The sequence below is a fragment of the Halostella sp. PRR32 genome (assembly GCF_034808085.1).
Taxonomy (GTDB): Archaea; Halobacteriota; Halobacteria; order Halobacteriales; family Natronoarchaeaceae; genus Halostella; species Halostella pelagica.
This window is the reverse complement of sequence record NZ_JAXHGL010000006.1, coordinates 66,329-81,777: the sequence shown is the minus strand read 5'-3', so window position 1 is coordinate 81,777 and position 15,449 is coordinate 66,329. Positions and strand designations below refer to the sequence as shown.

Annotated in this window: 13 protein-coding genes and 3 pseudogenes; 11 read left to right on the top strand and 5 right to left on the bottom strand. The window is 59.4% G+C overall.

What is annotated here, in order from left to right:
- The first annotated feature begins 155 nt into the window (after window positions 1-155).
- The gene (gene prs, locus SM753_RS17270) at window positions 156-980 is read left to right on the top strand and encodes a ribose-phosphate diphosphokinase (RefSeq protein ID WP_323192578.1); all 825 of its coding nucleotides are present in this window, start codon (window positions 156-158) and stop codon (window positions 978-980) included.
- 149 nt (window positions 981-1,129) lie between these two features.
- Here prs and SM753_RS17265 read toward each other — a convergent pair whose 3' ends face one another.
- On the bottom strand, window positions 1,130-2,095 hold the full coding sequence (locus SM753_RS17265) for a magnesium transporter (RefSeq protein ID WP_323192577.1): 966 nt from the start codon (window positions 2,093-2,095) through the stop codon (window positions 1,130-1,132).
- A 353-nt stretch (window positions 2,096-2,448) separates the two neighbouring features.
- Here SM753_RS17265 and SM753_RS17260 point away from each other — a divergent pair, with 353 nt between their 5' ends.
- The 3 genes and pseudogenes from SM753_RS17260 (at window position 2,449) to SM753_RS17250 (ending at window position 7,119) form a co-directional block, all read left to right on the top strand.
- Window positions 2,449-3,129 (top strand): LiaF domain-containing protein, encoded by a 681-nt coding sequence (locus tag SM753_RS17260; RefSeq protein WP_323192576.1) that lies wholly within the window; start codon window positions 2,449-2,451, stop codon window positions 3,127-3,129.
- 297 nt (window positions 3,130-3,426) lie between these two features.
- Window positions 3,427-4,299, top strand: a complete 873-nt coding sequence (locus SM753_RS17255; RefSeq protein ID WP_323192575.1) for a universal stress protein — start codon at window positions 3,427-3,429, stop codon at window positions 4,297-4,299.
- Window positions 4,300-4,494: 195 nt separating this feature from the next.
- Window positions 4,495-7,119, top strand: a pseudogene (locus SM753_RS17250) (cation-translocating P-type ATPase).
- Between the two features lie 115 nt (window positions 7,120-7,234).
- Here SM753_RS17250 and SM753_RS17245 read toward each other — a convergent pair.
- Together SM753_RS17245 and SM753_RS17240 are read right to left on the bottom strand one after the other, a co-directional pair.
- The gene (locus tag SM753_RS17245; RefSeq protein ID WP_323192574.1) at window positions 7,235-7,816 is read right to left on the bottom strand and encodes a VIT1/CCC1 transporter family protein; all 582 of its coding nucleotides are present in this window, start codon (window positions 7,814-7,816) and stop codon (window positions 7,235-7,237) included.
- Window positions 7,817-7,820: 4 nt separating this feature from the next.
- Window positions 7,821-8,111 (bottom strand): DUF211 domain-containing protein, encoded by a 291-nt coding sequence (locus SM753_RS17240; protein ID WP_369335379.1) that lies wholly within the window; start codon window positions 8,109-8,111, stop codon window positions 7,821-7,823.
- A gap of 211 nt (window positions 8,112-8,322) precedes the next feature.
- Between SM753_RS17240 and SM753_RS17235 the strand changes: the two are divergent.
- Window positions 8,323-8,887: pseudogene (locus SM753_RS17235) on the top strand (DoxX family protein).
- Window positions 8,888-9,256: 369 nt separating this feature from the next.
- Here the strand turns inward: SM753_RS17235 and SM753_RS17230 are convergent.
- The gene (locus SM753_RS17230; protein WP_323192572.1) at window positions 9,257-10,630 is read right to left on the bottom strand and encodes a nicotinate phosphoribosyltransferase; all 1,374 of its coding nucleotides are present in this window, start codon (window positions 10,628-10,630) and stop codon (window positions 9,257-9,259) included.
- Between the two features lie 160 nt (window positions 10,631-10,790).
- On the opposite strand from SM753_RS17230, the pseudogene SM753_RS21430 reads away from it, so the two are divergent.
- The 3 genes and pseudogenes from SM753_RS21430 to SM753_RS17215 all read left to right on the top strand — a co-directional run bounded on the left by SM753_RS21430 (window position 10,791) and on the right by SM753_RS17215 (window position 12,262).
- Window positions 10,791-11,228: pseudogene (locus SM753_RS21430) on the top strand (pyridoxamine 5'-phosphate oxidase family protein).
- Window positions 11,229-11,481: 253 nt separating this feature from the next.
- Window positions 11,482-11,844 carry a hypothetical protein gene (locus tag SM753_RS17220; RefSeq protein WP_323192570.1) on the top strand — a complete coding sequence of 121 codons (363 nt, stop codon included), beginning with the start codon at window positions 11,482-11,484 and terminating at the stop codon, window positions 11,842-11,844.
- Between the two features lie 112 nt (window positions 11,845-11,956).
- Complete coding sequence (locus tag SM753_RS17215; RefSeq protein WP_323192569.1) at window positions 11,957-12,262, top strand: universal stress protein; 306 nt, start codon at window positions 11,957-11,959, stop codon at window positions 12,260-12,262.
- A gap of 127 nt (window positions 12,263-12,389) precedes the next feature.
- Here the strand turns inward: SM753_RS17215 and SM753_RS17210 are convergent, their stop codons facing one another.
- Complete coding sequence (locus SM753_RS17210) at window positions 12,390-12,863, bottom strand: DUF2267 domain-containing protein (protein WP_323192568.1); 474 nt, start codon at window positions 12,861-12,863, stop codon at window positions 12,390-12,392.
- Between the two features lie 102 nt (window positions 12,864-12,965).
- On the opposite strand from SM753_RS17210, the gene SM753_RS17205 reads away from it, so the two are divergent.
- The 3 genes from SM753_RS17205 to SM753_RS17195 all read left to right on the top strand — a co-directional run bounded on the left by SM753_RS17205 (window position 12,966) and on the right by SM753_RS17195 (window position 15,132).
- Complete coding sequence (locus tag SM753_RS17205; protein ID WP_369335378.1) at window positions 12,966-13,856, top strand: universal stress protein; 891 nt, start codon at window positions 12,966-12,968, stop codon at window positions 13,854-13,856.
- Window positions 13,857-13,967: 111 nt separating this feature from the next.
- Window positions 13,968-14,141 (top strand): hypothetical protein, encoded by a 174-nt coding sequence (locus tag SM753_RS17200; RefSeq protein WP_323192566.1) that lies wholly within the window; start codon window positions 13,968-13,970, stop codon window positions 14,139-14,141.
- 1 nt (window position 14,142) lies between these two features.
- Entirely contained in the window at window positions 14,143-15,132 is a 990-nt protein-coding gene (locus SM753_RS17195; protein ID WP_323192565.1) for a hypothetical protein, read from the top strand.
- Window positions 15,133-15,449 lie beyond the last annotated feature (317 nt).

The following is a 15,449-nucleotide window of genomic DNA, read 5'->3' as shown; positions in this document are numbered from 1 at the left end:
GTCTACGGTAGTGTGTGTTATAGGTCCACACACAATCGACCATCCGTCTTCGAACCGGTATTCAACAGCACAATGAGTGGTAGTGACTCGGTAGCAACGTTCACACGGTCCGAGTTCGTGCCCTATTCACGGCCCACAATTATCGATAGATTCCGATGGAAACGATCGTAACACCCAGTGCAGAGCATTTCACCATCGAAGCACGTCAGCTGTCGGGACATCCGCAGAATCAGAGTCGTCTCTTTCCGGACGACGAAGTATACGTTCAGTTTGAATCGATAGATTCAGTCGACTCCGTCTCCGTCGTACACTCCGGGCAGCCCGCTCCGAATCGTGGACTTGCATATCTCTACGGTTTACTGTCGCTCCTAAATGACGAAAACTGTTCTATCGAGCTGGTCCTCCCGTACGCACCATATAGCCGGCAGGACGCGGCGTTCTACGAGGGTACAGTAAACCATGCCAAGACACTCCTCCAGACGATCACCCAGTGGTACGGAGTTGACCGCGTCTACACCGTGGATCCACATTTCGGCCACCGCGACTGGATGGACGATTTTCCCATAGAGGTACTTCGCGCGTTTCCACTCATACAGGAACACGTAACCATGGCTGACTACGTCGTAGTCGGTCCAGATCTCGGTGCAGTCAAGCGATTCGGAGTTCCGAGTTTCGAGAAAACCCGCGAGAGCGCGTACGACGTCGAGTTGGTAGGTGACCTCGACGTCGAGAGAAAGAACGTCCTCGTCTTTGATGACCTCATCTCGACGGGTGGAACAATGGTCGAAGCCTACGAACGACTGATGGCCCAGGGCGCGGCAACAGTACAGGCAGCAGCAGTCCACGGCGTACTCGACAAAGGTGTAGAACGGGTTCGAGACAAGTACGACGCGCTCTACCTCACGAATACGATCCCGAACGACGCGGCAACCGTCAGTATCGAGCCTGTTCTCCAGAACGCCCTCGAAGAAGAACCCTGATGGCAGAGCGTGAGATTCCCTACCCACGTTTGCAAAGGTAGCCGGGTACTCGCTCCTCATCGGTTTCACTGGAGACTAGATCCCGACGAACTTCCGGTGGCCGCGTCAGTTCGGAACTTACGCCTGCTCGTTCACCTCTGGAATCCGGGTCAAAGCAAGAAGAGTGCAAACAGGAAGTAGATGACGATGCTAATCGCGTCTTGGAGAGCGGTGGCTAACGGACCGCTGCCGAGTGCAGGATCAATGTCCAAGTAGATGAATCCGATCGGGATAAGCGATGCGAGGACAGTTGCGACGGCGCTAGAGACGAACAAGGAGAGTCCCACGATGACGCCAATCGGTGCCGAATTCGCGATGAGAATTCCACCCATTCCCCCGAGTATCCCGATCATGATGCCGATGGCGATGCCGACGATGAGTTCCTGTTTGAGGTATGCGCCGTAATCGACGTCTGTGATGGCGAACGCCCTGATCGCGATCGCCTCGGACTGGGTCCCTACCGAATCAGCAACGTACGCGATGACCGGTGGAAAAAAGGCGAGCGCGATAGTCTCCCGCATGGTCGCTTCGAATTGACTCGTAATCACGCTGAGGAATAATCCAGCAATGAGACCGAACAATAGCCACGGGGCTCTGCTCCGGAAGGCACCTCGCACGCGGGTGGATGCGGGGTCTACGGCCCGAAATCCAGTCTTCCGAACTCCAGCCCGAAGGAGGACATCCTCCAGGTGTTCCCTGTGCATCGTGTCGATGATCGCCTGGGCGGTTACGGCACCGACGAATCGTCCGTCGCTGCCGACGACTGGTATCTCGGCTCGGTCTTTCTGAATCGCGAGGGCCACGGCGTGCTCCCGATCGGTGCCCGGATGCAACCGAGCACTCGCTGGTTCCATCAATCGAGACATAGGCGTGGTGTCCGCCGCTCCGAAGAGCTCGGTGATGTTCAGCCGACCGACGAGTACGTCTCCGTCGAGAACGTAGATCGAATCTACGCTTTCCCACGTCCGACCGATGAGAGAATCGAGAACAGCTGGAGGGGTATCTTTCGGCTGGCACGTCGGGATCTCTGTGGAAATGATACTCTCGATCGTTGCATCCGCTGTTCCTGTCGCCATACCCGTTACTGTACACGTTCTCTTCGGATAACATCGTTCCGTGCCGAGTTTGAGCCTCTGAAGCCAGGATAATTCGCGAGGTTGTTGGAGATCACTTTCCTGCGTAGTTTTCCACAAAGCATTGCTCAGACACTAATAGACTGGGTACGAGGTCCGGTGGTCGTTTATTAACAAACTCTCGGGAGAAATCACCTCTGTAGGTGGTGAGATAGAGTAACAGTGACTTCGTCATAGCAACGAAATTGACTCCACAACTACTCTCTCAGGGTCGTGCAGGTAGCACGAGCGTCCTGGTGCCGTCTCTCACAATATGCTGATCATAATTATATACTGGAGGTTCATGTCACACTGGTATGACGGATTCGAAGATAATCTCGACACAGGCCCTTCTCGGCGGGATCGTCGTCCTGATCGGTGTCTTGCTATTGCTCGATAGCATCGGGCTGGCAGAGACCGGGACGTTCTTGCAGTATGTCCCGTCGTTGTTCGTTCTCCTGGGGTTGTACGCGCTGCTCGTTAGCGATTTCCGGAATATCGTCGGACCGATCATCGTAATCGCTGTCGCCGTCGCATGGCAACTCGCCGTCTTGGACGTACTCACCGATGCAGATCTGATCTCGTTCTGGCCAGTACTCGTCATTCTCTTCGGCCTCTCCATCCTGCTCGGACGTCTACGAACGGCGCCCGAGCGGATAGACACCGGATGGATCGACGGTGTCGCCATCTTCGGGGGACAAAATCAACGTTCGACGGCCACCGCGTTCTCGGGTGGCGACGTGTCGGCCGTGTTCGGCGGCTACGAGCTCGACCTCCGTGACGCCCGGATCACCGAGCGACCAGCCCGGATCAACGCAATGGCGCTTTTCGGGGGTGTAGACATCCTCGTCCCGCGCGAGTGGCGAGTACAGGTCGACGTTCTCCCTGTCTTCGGTGCGGCCACAGACGACCGCCCCCGTCGTGACGAAGAACACGAGGAGGTCGATCTCGTCGTAACTGGCTTCGCTGCATTCGGTGGTGTGGCGGTAACTGATTGACGTCCACAGGGCTAAATTGACTTCGTCGGGCAAGCGTGCGGTCGAGCCAGATAGCAGTCACAGCCAGCCTTGTTATAAAAACCCTTCTGGGCCTGTTGATCCTGATCGCCGTTGCTAACTGAGTTTACATAGCTCGAACTACAACCTGACTGTGGCACATCGAAGGTCGACATAATCAAATGACGGACACAGTTCCCCGGCGCGCCGAAACGGAGTACCTAATCCATTCGTTCCCCGTGAGTGAGAACGACCGCCCGGTTTGACACTCCTCTAGGACGTAGCTCGTCACGATCCCAGATGTACGACAGAATTCTCGTCCCGACGGACGGAAGTGAGGCGTCCGAAGCAGCCGCCGAGACAGCGCTGACGCTCGCGCGACGGTTCGACGCAACAATACACGCGGTCCACGTCCTTGACCTCGAAGAACTCCCCTCCGAAGTCGATACAGAGACGCGTGCGGAACTCGAAGCCCGCGCCGAATCACTGTTGGCGACTATCGCGGACCGGGCTGACGACATCGGCGTGTCGACTGCGACCGAGGTCATCGAAGCGACGAGACCGATCCACCAGGCGATAGTCGACTACCTCGACGAGAACGGTATCGATCTCGTCGTCATGGGAACGCACGGACGGACCGGATTTCACGAACTCGTGCTCGGAAGCACGACGGAACGCACGCTCCGCCTCTCTCCGGTCCCCGTCCTCACCGTCCACGAGGGGATGGCGCTTGACTCCGAGTTCGACACGATACTCGTGCCGACCGACGGGAGCGAACCGGCGTACGCCGCAGCGGATCACGGGATCGAACTCGCCAGTCGGACCGACGCCGCATTGCATGTCCTCCACGTCGTCGACCTTACCGGAGTCTGGGCCGACGTCGACGCCACCGCAGTACTCGACGCCCTAGAAGAGGCGGGTCAGCGAGCCGTGGACGACGTCGTCGAACGCGCCAGCGAGGCCGACCTGGAGTCCGTCGAGGCGTCAGTCAGTAGTGGAACCCCGGCAAGCGGGATTGTCGATTACGCCGACGACCACGACGTCGACCTGATTGTCATGGGCACCCACGGCCGGACCGGTCTCGACAGATACCTGCTCGGTAGCGTCGCGGAAAAGATCGTCCGTGTCTCTGACATCCCAGTGCTAGCGCTGCCAGCGACCCCAGAACAGTGACGCGCCGTGCCAGCCAAGTTCTGGGTACCGCTGGTCGATACGAATCCAACCAGAGGCGATACGTATGGGGAAGAAACAACTGTTCGTCTCCCGCCGGAAGATGATAGACGAGTGCCGGTCGCCTGTGCGTTGTCAGTGCCGTTCACGACATCGCTCTGGGGTGGCTAAGCGATGAGCGCTCCCGATAGTCGAGACATGGACTGGTACACCCTGACTGTCGAAGAAGTCTTCCACGAACTCGATACAAGACCGGACGGGCTGGACCCTGAGACGGTCAAGAAGCGTCGCGAAGAAGTCGGTCCGAACGAGATCACTGGCGACAGCGGGCGCGGACCACTTCGAATCTTTATGGCACAGTTCAAGAGTGCGCTCATCTGGGTGTTGCTCGTCGCGGCCACCCTCTCGTTCGTGATCGGTCACGTGGTCGACGCGGTACTCATCGGTATCATCCTGCTCCTCAACGGTGTCTTCGGGTTCGTCCAGGAGTACCGCGCCGAGCAGAGCCTCGAAGCGCTCCGCGACATGGCATCTCCAACCGTCACTGTCCGGCGCGACGGCACCGAACAGGAAGTCGACGCGACCGACCTCGTTTCGGGGGACGTCGTGCTCTTGGGACAGGGCGACGTCGTCCCTGCGGACGGTCGACTCATCGAGTCCCAGAATCTCGAGGTCGACGAAGCCCCACTCACAGGCGAGAGCGTTCCCGTCGAAAAGACCACTGGGACAGTCGGAGCGCAGACGCCGCTCGCCGAGCGAGAGAACGTGGTCTACAAAGGAACGAACGTCACTCGCGGTCGCGGCGTCGCTGTCGTCGCCGAGACGGGAATGGACACTGAGATGGGCGAGATTGCGACGGCGCTGATCGGTGTCGAGGACCCGCGGACGCCGCTCCAGCGCGACCTGGACCGGCTGGGTCGGCGTCTCGGGATCGGTGTCGTCGCCCTGTCGGCGCTGATCGTTCCACTGCTTCTCATCGAGGGCCGGGGCGTGGTTCAAGCGGGGTTGACCGCCGTCTCGCTCGCAGTGGCGGCTGTCCCCGAAGGGCTCCCGGCAGTCGTCACCCTGACGCTCGCGCTCGGCGTCCGGCGGATGGCCGACGAGAACGCGCTCGTCCGGACGCTGCCGGCCGTCGAGGCGCTGGGTGCCGTCGACGTCGTCTGTACCGACAAGACGGGGACGCTGACCGAGGGCGAGATGCGTGTGCAGACGGCGTGGGTGTCCGATACCGTCGTTGACGTCGGCGGTGACGATGGGGTTGGAGCCGACGGAGACGTCACAGACCAACTCGACCTGTTGTTCGAGATCGGTGCCCTCTGTAACGACGCGACCACCGGGGAGGGCGACCCGACCGAGCGCGCGCTCGTCACGGCTGCGGCCGACCAGGGGATCGACGTCGAGGCGCTGCGTGAGCGACGGGCACGTCGCGACGAGGTCCCGTTCTCCTCCGAGCGCAAGCGGATGGCGACGATCCACGACGACGTGGTGTACGTGAAGGGCGCGCCGGCGGTCGTCCTCGAACGCTCGTCGCGGGTGCTCGGCCCCGACGGTCCAGTGGATCTGGACGAGAAAGCGCGGGCAGACATCGATGCGCAGGTAGAGTCGTTTGCCGAGGACGCGCTTCGAGTCCTCGGGTTCGCCTACAAGGACCGCTCAGACGACGGTGGCCCCGAGGAAAATCTCGTGTTCGTCGGGCTGCAGGGGCTGCTCGACCCGCCGCGTCCCGAGGTCCGGGACGCCATCGCCGACACGTATCGAGCAGGTATCGAGGTGAAGATGATCACCGGGGACAACGTCGCGACTGCGAGAGCCATCGCTGCCGACATCGGCATCGAGTCGGATGTTCTCACCGGCCGGGAGGTCGAGGAACTCGACGACGAAACGCTCTGGGAACGCGTCGAGGAGGTCGACGTGTACGCACGCGCCGAACCGACTCACAAAGTCCGGATCCTGCAAGCGTTACAGGCCAACGGTGCCGCGGTCGCCATGACTGGCGACGGCGTCAACGACGCGCCAGCGCTGTAAAACGCCGACGTCGGCATCGCCATGGGTATCCGCGGGACCGACGTCGCCAAACAGGCGAGTGACATCGTCCTGCTCGACGACAACTACACGTCGATACGGACCGCCATTCGGCGGGGCCGGACCATCTTCGACAACATCTGGAAGTTCGTCGCCTACTTGCTAAGTGCGAACGCCGCCGAGGTGGCAATAGTCTTTCTCGCGTCGCTCTTCGGGTATCTCATCCTACCCGCAGTTCAGTTGCTGTGGATCAATCTGCTAACCGACGGCCTGCCGGCACTGGCGCTCGGGACCGACCCCGGTGGGGACGTGATGAACCGAAAACCCCGGGAACAGGCAACGGGAATCATCGACCGAGATATGCTCGGATTCATCGGTGGGGCCGGACTCATCGCGACCGTCCTCCTGCTCGGACTGATGTTCTACACGCTCGACGGCGCCGCTAGTGTCACGGCTTATACGATGACGATGGTGTTCACCGGGCTGGTCGTCTTCGAGTTCATCAAGCTGTACGTGGTCCGGTGGATGAGAGCGACGCCCGCGCTGACGAACCCGTGGCTGGCCGTCGCCGTCGCGGCGTCACTCCTGCTCCAGCTGGCGGTCCTGTACACGCCGCTCAACGAGTACTTCGGGACCGTTCCGCTCGGCGTCGCTGACTGGGGACTGTTGGGCGCCGTGCTTCTGCTTGGCACGCCAGCTCTGCTGCTCGTCGGATGGCTCATCAGGCGTCACGCAACTACCGAGCGTGCAACGACACCACCACAACGGGAGAGCGATTCACCGGATGCACAGGTCGACTGATACGGATTGCTGTCGGTCTGTTTCGGATCCGCCCACGAACGTGTGGGGTCGTCCCGGTAAATCGCTACAGCGATCCGTATAATGGATCGTCGGTCCTCCCTTGAACCGGCGACAGTCACCCGGGTAAGAAGAGGTTGATGACGGCAACGACGAGCCCCGCCAGCGCCATTCGAATTGCCGACACGTACCACCGCTGACCCGAGATGGATCCCATGTATGTACCGAACACGGCCAGGATACCAATCCCGAGTCCGACGCCGACGACGCCCGCCTCAGCCATCGACAGGAGAGGCCCCTCGAACAGAAACGGCGTAAGCGGGATCAGAATCCCGATGAGGGGGCCGAGGCCACTTGCGGTTGCGTGGACAAATCGCGCACCTCGTTGCTCGCGCTGGACGCGCGTGTCGTCCAGGTCGGTGAGCATCGCCTGCTCTATCCAGAGTATCTCGGCTCTGGTCTCGGCACGCTCTATCTCCCAGACGCTCCAGACCGCTGACGTACCCAGGCCGACGGCGGCACCGAGACCGATCGCAATGACCGTCGCACCATCGGGAACGCCAGACAAAACTGCGCCGACGATGACGCCGATGCTCGTCAGCGTCCCGTCGAACCCGTTGGAGACGAAGTAGCGACGGGAGATCGAGACGACGTCCTCACGACCGAGCAGCGTCCGCAAGAGGCGGCGTTTCGAGGGCACGGACTCAGTCGTCTTGGAGCGTTCGCTGCTCCTCAACGACGTACTCGCCGTAGGCCACCTGATCGACGGAGTGGACGGTCCCACCGAGTTCCTCTATCGCCTCTTCGAGGGTGGGGTACTCCAGGGTATCTCCTTCGATAGTGAGTTTAACGTTCTGGACTTCCTGGTCAAGTTCGATGAGCGACGCCGTGACGCCGTCGACACTTTCGACGTTCGCGATACGCTCCGAAAACTCCAGTAGCGGCGGGTCGTGCGGTTTCAACACGTCGAGGACGATCCGTCGGAGTTTACTTATGGCTCGTCTGTCGGGAGGTATACTATTAATAGCGCCGACCGATCGTATCACCGTCAGATGACGCTCACACGCTGCGTCACTGGGTCGACGTACACGAGAAACGACGCGTCGTCTCCCTCGTCCCCGTCGGTAGGAACTCCGGATTCCCTGATGCAGAGAATTGCCTATCTAGTATATCATCTCGCGGCGCCTCTCTCTACATGTGAGTAAGATGGCTACACAAAAGACAACAGTCGGCCCCAACGTGTTCGAGAGCAAGATCAGTCACCGTCCAGAGACGCGCGCACGGACTGAGCGTGTGGTTCGTCCTCGCGTTGCGGCTCATGATGGGTTGGGCGTTCCTGTACGCTGGCCTCGAGAAGGTGCTCGAAGCGGGCTGGTCGGCTCAGGGCTACCTCGCCAACGTCGCGGCGACCAACGGCAACCCCCTTGAAGGTGTGTTCGCGTGGATGGCTGCGACGCCGTGGTTCGTCGAGATCGTGAACGTCGCCGTCCCGTGGGGCGAGCTCCTGATCGGGCTCGCCCTGCTGGTGGGCGCCGTCGTCCGGCTGGCGGCGTTCTTCGGCGCGCTCATGATGCTCCTGTTCTACTTCGGGAACTGGAGCGTCGAACACGGCCTGATCAACGGCGACTTCGCCTACATGCTGGTGTTCCTCGCCGTCGCCGCCTTCGGCGCCGGCCGGATCCTCGGCCTCGACCAGTACCTCGAGAACATCGACGTCGGCGGTGAGACGCTCCTCGAGCGCTACCCGCGACTCGATTACGTCCTCGGGTGAATCCTACTTTTCCCGGTCTGGTTGAACGTATCGGCGACACTACCGACCGGAATTACATACTTATCGTTGTAATCGAACCCGAAAAGAGCAGACGCCACGACTATTGACCAACTGACAGAATGTCTATTCTCACGTTGCCGTCCCGATACTTCGATTTCACAATTCGAGCTTACCGGTGAGGACAACTCTTGTGTATATTACTAATAAGGTACGGCTTCGTGCAGGAGTCATATCGATTCTGGGTCGGGCCTGTCAGTTGACCGGTTTCCGATCCGGTACTTCCGATTTCTGTCGAATGAACGCCGGGCGATACGGGCCCTCTCGCTGTAGACAAAGACGATATCTGGTGATCAAAACGACGGATATCGGTTATATCCCCATTTCTCGACGGAGTTCCAACCGTCGCTTCTCGGTCACTGTCTCGAGTTCGTCGCTGATATCGACCGGGTACTCGGCCGGGGCTTCGATAGCGCGGACTGACTTCGGTAGCCGGTCGAGGGTTTCAAGCGTTCGCTGTCGAATGTCCTCGAGACTCGGGAACTTATAGACGAGATCACCGTCACGCAAAATGTCGACGAGTACGTCCCGTCCTCCGACATCTTCATCAGCCAGGGCCAGTACGTCTCGATCGAACCCGTCGTTGCTTTCGAACCGCTGAATGCGCTTCGTACCCGGATACGACACCTTCCCCTTAGAGAGTTTCATACTGGGTTCCATCTCACCGTCGTCTCCGACGGCGACCAGTTTGTATACCGGATTGAGCGTCGGCGCATCCGCGCTCGTCGTTAATGCCGTCCCTGGCCCGAAGCCGTCAGCGACGCCCCCCGCTTCGAAGAACTCTCGAAGGAAGTACTCATCGACGCCCGAAGAGACGAACACAGCCATCTCGTCGGGCAGGAACTGGCGGACCTCCTTCGAGAGAGCCACGAGATCGCCCGAGTCGAGGCGGATTCCCTCGATGTCGACGCCAGTATCCCGGGCAACTTCGAGGGCAGTCCGGGCACCGACGACTGTATCGTACGTGTCGACGAGCAGGACAGAGTCCTCGCCGTAGACATTTACGAACGCCTCGAAAGATTCTCGCTCGCTCGGGTAACTCTGTATCCACGAGTGAGCCATCGTCCCGGAGACCGGGAGGTCGAAGGCTTCACCGGCGGCCTCATTCGACGTACCGTCGGCGCCGCCGACGTAGGCTGCTCGGGCAGCCTTGAGTCCGGCGTCTGTTCCATGTGCCCGTCGCCCGCCAAAATCGACCAGCGTCTGATCGTCGCCATACCGGCGGACGACGTCACGCATTCTGGCTGCCTTCGTCGCGATCAGGCTCTGAAATCCGATCTGGTTGATCAGGAGCGTCTCGAACAGCTGCGCCTGGTCTATCGGCGCAGTGACCTCGAGCATGGGTTCGTTCGGGAATACTGCCGTGCCCTCCGGAACCGCACGAATGTCGCCAGTGAATTCGAATTCCGTGAGATAGTCCAGAAATGGCTCGGGAAATCCTTCCTCGCGGAGATGGGAGAGCACCCGTTCTCCGAACGATAGGCCGCGAATATATGCTATCGCCTGTTCGAGGCCGGCGGCGATTACGTAACCTCGATCTCGGGGAAGACTCCGGAAATACAAGGAGAATGCCGCCTCGGGCGTGTGCTCAGCGTCCCGGTAGCCACGTAGCATCGTCAACTCGTACCGGTCGGTGAACAGCCCCACCGTCTCTGGCACGAGATAGCCGAATAACGGTTCGTTCATGCCGTCTAATTCCGTAGAAACGGAGAAATAGCTGTGGGGTCAGCCACACGCTGAGACGACACAGTATCGTCAAATACGGGACCGAGTTGAATTCCGGGAGCGTCGTGAACTTTACTGGACCGGAGATGACTTTTTCCGGCCCGGTTACGTGAGTGTTGACATGGAGGACGAGGATCAGGTCGAGATGAGTGCTGACGAGCGCGACAACTTTCTCGGATCTGGCGGGACGGGTGTTATCTCGCTCTCACAGGAAGACAGCGAGTTTCCGTACGCCGTGCCCGTATCCTACGGGTATAACGCAGCCGAGTCAATGTTCTACTTTCGACTTGCGACTGGGGACGGAGGTCAGAGAAGGACATTGCCTGATCGCGCTGTGTCCTTCGTCACATACGGCGAAACCGACGACGGCTGACGGAGCGTCGTCGCAAAAGGCTGCCTCCAGCGAACGACAGATGAAGCGATAACGAATCAGACACTCGAAGGACTAGAGCGGGTGATGATTCCATACGTCGACGTCTTCGACCGACCGTTGCGAGAAGTGACGTTCGAGTTCTTCTGTCTCGATCCCACGGAAGTCACGAGCCGTAAAGAAGTGTAGCCACCGGACGAAGGAGGCGAGAGCGGGCGGCCGTCGCATGACAGCCTTGACACATTTCCCTTAGGGAGCGGGAAATCGTCCTCCCGGTCGTGGCTTCCCATGATGTGTCGATCTCGTCGTTCTGGGCATATCTATCATCTTGTATAGGCTCTCTCTCGCTTCGCTACCGATCGGTTGCGGACTACACGTGTACTGCTCAACTCAGAGTTTTCCTGTCTGGACGACGTAGCGACAGGCAGGGATCCGGACTCGAATGGTGGTCGAATCACGGTGTCAAATAGACGTACTCAATTGGACACATTTGCTCACGGCGATCATACTCGCAGGCGTCCATCTAGCCCTCGGCATCCTCGTGCCGTCCGTTTCTGAAGAGCAAGCGACGCAATTCATCCTCATCGGCCTCGCTCTTCTCGCCTGGCCTGTCGTCTACTTCACATCATATTGGCGTCCGATTCTCTATCTTCTCGGCGCGGGGTTCGCGATATACCTCGGTTCGATCTGGTTTTTCGGTGGCATGCAGCGCTTCGTAGTTGGACTCCTCACGGGCGTCATCGCTTCAGTGTTCGTCCTTCTTTCAGTCTATCTGTTTGTCCGTGAGAGTGCTCACACCGGGTGAGTGAGCGATTTGAGAAGTTACCCGTCCTAGCGGTCTGTCCTGACAGGGGGATCGTTTCTCGACGGGAAAATAGCAGGGCTGGGCATCAGTCCCAAATTCGTTCGTCGACACGATGGGACTGGGGATCGACATGCGTTCTGCAGGAGTGCTCGACGCGTTCGAAGAACAAGCGCGAACGGCGGTTGACATCGTCGAGAAGAGAGCGACGGCGGCGTCCGTTTCCGCGGTCGAAACGGCCGTCGAACACGGAAGTCCCTACCGGGAGATCCGCACGTACGTAGACGAGCACGACGTCGATCTCGTCGTGATGGGGACTCACGGGCGGAGCGGCATCGAGCGATATCTCCTCGGGAGCGTCGCCGAGAAAACAGTCCGTACCTCACCAGTACCCGTGATGACGGTCCGACAACCAGAGTAGCTCTGAAAGGCGGTGATTTCACTTCGGGAAACAGCGCTCGTTTACCCGTAGAAGCCCGGTGAGAAACCTGTTTATCGAACGGCTGTCCATTCATCGTCCAAACTCTGTTTCCTCTTCTGTTCGATTCTCACTCGCCTTCGCTACTGTTTCCTAGCGGGGTTCCTCCATCTGGCTGTGCCCCTTCTCCCTCCTCCCAACCGCCTGCGTCGACGACCTCGAAGAGTTTGCGCCAGTTCTCGTCGTTCTGGCTCTCCGGAAGCTGGTCGCGGAGTTGCTGGAAGTCGGAGTCGGGAACCTGGGACGCCACTAGGTCGACGATGACCTGCGCGTGGTAGGCCGCGTCGGGTCTCTCAGCGCCTTCTATATCGCTGACCCGCGAGACGAACTCCTGCCAGTCGAACCGCTGGCCGTGCTCGTGAACCGCTCCGGTCAGGTACCACTTGATCTCCATCGGAAGGGATGCAGCGAGATCCTGGGCATTTCCCTCTGGTATTCGCTGCCCGAGCGTCATCAACGTCGCACGGATCGCACGAACTGCCTCACCTGTCCTGGGGAGTTCGAGCCGATGCTGTATCTGTCCGGTGAATTCATCGAAGTTCATTGATCTTCCTGTGGGACTACGGGACAGGGTCTGATAACATCTAGCCCGGTCCGGTCACTCTACCAAACGATGAATAGAGTAGCCCCCAAAATCCCATCTATGATGTATGACCGGATTATAATCGCTGTAGACGGGAGTGAAGAAGCGAGGCGAGCAGCGAGACGCGGGCTCAAAATTGCCCAAGCGTTCGGCGCGAGCGTCACCGTTCTCTCCGTAATCAACCAGAAGGCACTCCGACTCACGGAATCGGCTGCCGAGAAAACCCGGTTGCGCGAACGGGCGAAGGAAGCCGTCACAGAAATCGAGGACCTCGCATCCGATCTCGGGCTGTCTGTGACCACTGAACTGGCCGAAGGCAGGCCCACGAGTCAGATTTGCGAGTGTGCAACCGAGCAGAACGCTGGTCTCATCGTCGTCGGGAGACAGGGATTGACCGGACTCGGTCGGCGTCTCCTGGGCGGTGTTACCGAGCAGGTCCTCCACCGGAGTGACTGCCCAGTGCTCGTCATCCCAAGCAGTGACGACGAAACAGATGCCGAGTATTCACGCGTCCTTATTACCACCGATGGTAGCGAAAACGCCGAAGTGGCGATCCCCCATGGGATAGCGTTTGCGCAGCGCGACGGTTCAGACGTTCACGTGTTGAACGTGGTAGATCTGCAGGCTGCAGGAGGTGAATTTAACGCAGGGGGACTCGAAAAGCAATTTCTCGAACGCCTCGACGCAAGAGGCCAAGAGGCCGTAGATAGCGTTGCGAACAAGATCGAGGAGTCTGCTCCAGAGGTGACTGTGGAGACTGCCGTCAAACGGACGAAATCGTTTGAGGGGGTCGCTGCCGGTATCCGTGAATACGTCGATGAGAACGATATCGATCTCATCGTCATGGGTTCGCACGGCCGTTCGAATCTCAAGCGCCAGCTTATCGGCAGCGTTGCTTCCACCGTGTTGCGGACCGCCAATGTCCCAGTTCTCGTTGTAAAGCGGTCCGATTGATGACGTCAGTGGAAGAGCCCCCCTCAAGTAAGTCATCGCGTCTTCCCGTTCGGTTCAGAAAACTGTAGTGAATTGTGAACGTTTTTCTCGCTGTTTGCCGACTGTATACCCATGCCCGAGGAGGCAACATGCGACCGCCATGCCTGGGCGTCAGTCGGCGTCGTGACCCGGGACGGGTCCGTCTGGAGGATCTGGGAGTGCGAAAACTGCCCTGTCTGGACCGCCGAGCAGTTCGACCCTGACTACGAACGACAGTGGGACGATACGTGGCTGGCCGAGCGTTGACATGCCGGTTTCGGGTGAGTTGTTGACCCTGGTCTCTATCGGCGCAGTCGCACTGTACACGCTCGTGACTGCGGCGAGTCGTGCTATCGACCGGCTGCTGGCGCTCGCCGAGTACTACGACGTTGAGGAGGCGCTCGTCGGACTGACGATTCTCGCTGTGGGAACGAGCTTGCCGGAGATCGGCTCCCACTTCATCGCATCACTGGGTATCCTCTCCGGTGCCCTGGATTACCAAACCACGTCTGCCGTCGTCATCGGCGGGAACACCGGCTCTTCGACCGTCCAGCAGCTCCTCCTCGTCGGAATTCTCCTCATCGGGTACGGCAGCCTCGATCTCACTGAGACATTCGTCCGCGAGAGCTACCTGCCCATGCTGGGCGTGTTCGTCGTGACTATGGCTCTCGCCTGGGATGGGACGATCAGTCGGCTGGACGGGCTCCTGCTGGTAACTCTTTACGTGGTCTACGTCGGAGTGAGAGTCATCCGTCGGGAGCGGACCCAGACGCTTCGAGAGCCGCCGAGCGTCAATCCTCGTCGAGATGCCGTCATCGCAATCAGTCTGCTCGTCCTCGTTCTACTGTCTGCCTCGCTCATGCTTTCGGTCATCGAGGCGGTCATCGATATGCTTGCCCTCGGCGGATCCATGGTCGGGATCGTTACCATCGGCGTGGCTGCCGCACTCCCGGAGTTAACGATCGTCATGGACGCGATCCGTCGACGGTCGCCCAACGTCGCACTCGGAACGCTCGTCGGGAGCAACATCGTCAATCCCCTCCTCGGCATTGGCATCGGTGGTGCAATCTCCACCTATTACGTCCCACCGGCGATCGTCCTCTGGGACCTGCCCTTCAAGCTCGTGACTGGTGCTGGGTTGCTCGGGTGGACACTGTACGTGAATGACGGAGAACTCACGCGGACTGAGGGCGGCTATCTGCTGGGACTGTACTTTGTCTTCGTGGTCGGACGGTTGCTGCTGTTCCCGGGTCAGTGACGAATGCTTCTGCGTCGATGTCTCCGGACCGCGGCTTCCCCGAGTTTCAAACGACTGACGATCCGGTCAAATAGTTGAATGAAGTGGATACAGGGAGAGCATCGTAGAAGTATCGCATACTATCACACCCCCGCCCACCAAGTAGTAACTGGAAGACATCGTCGGGACCGTGATGGCGGTATTTCCGGGGCTTATCGTCGTACTCACGTTCTAAAATGCAGTCTTCGAACTAGCGATATCGGGTCTGATAGGCTCACTCATTGATTCGTCTGTAACCGCAATCCCGATCGCCGTCGAGGCGGCGATCTTTCTCTCTA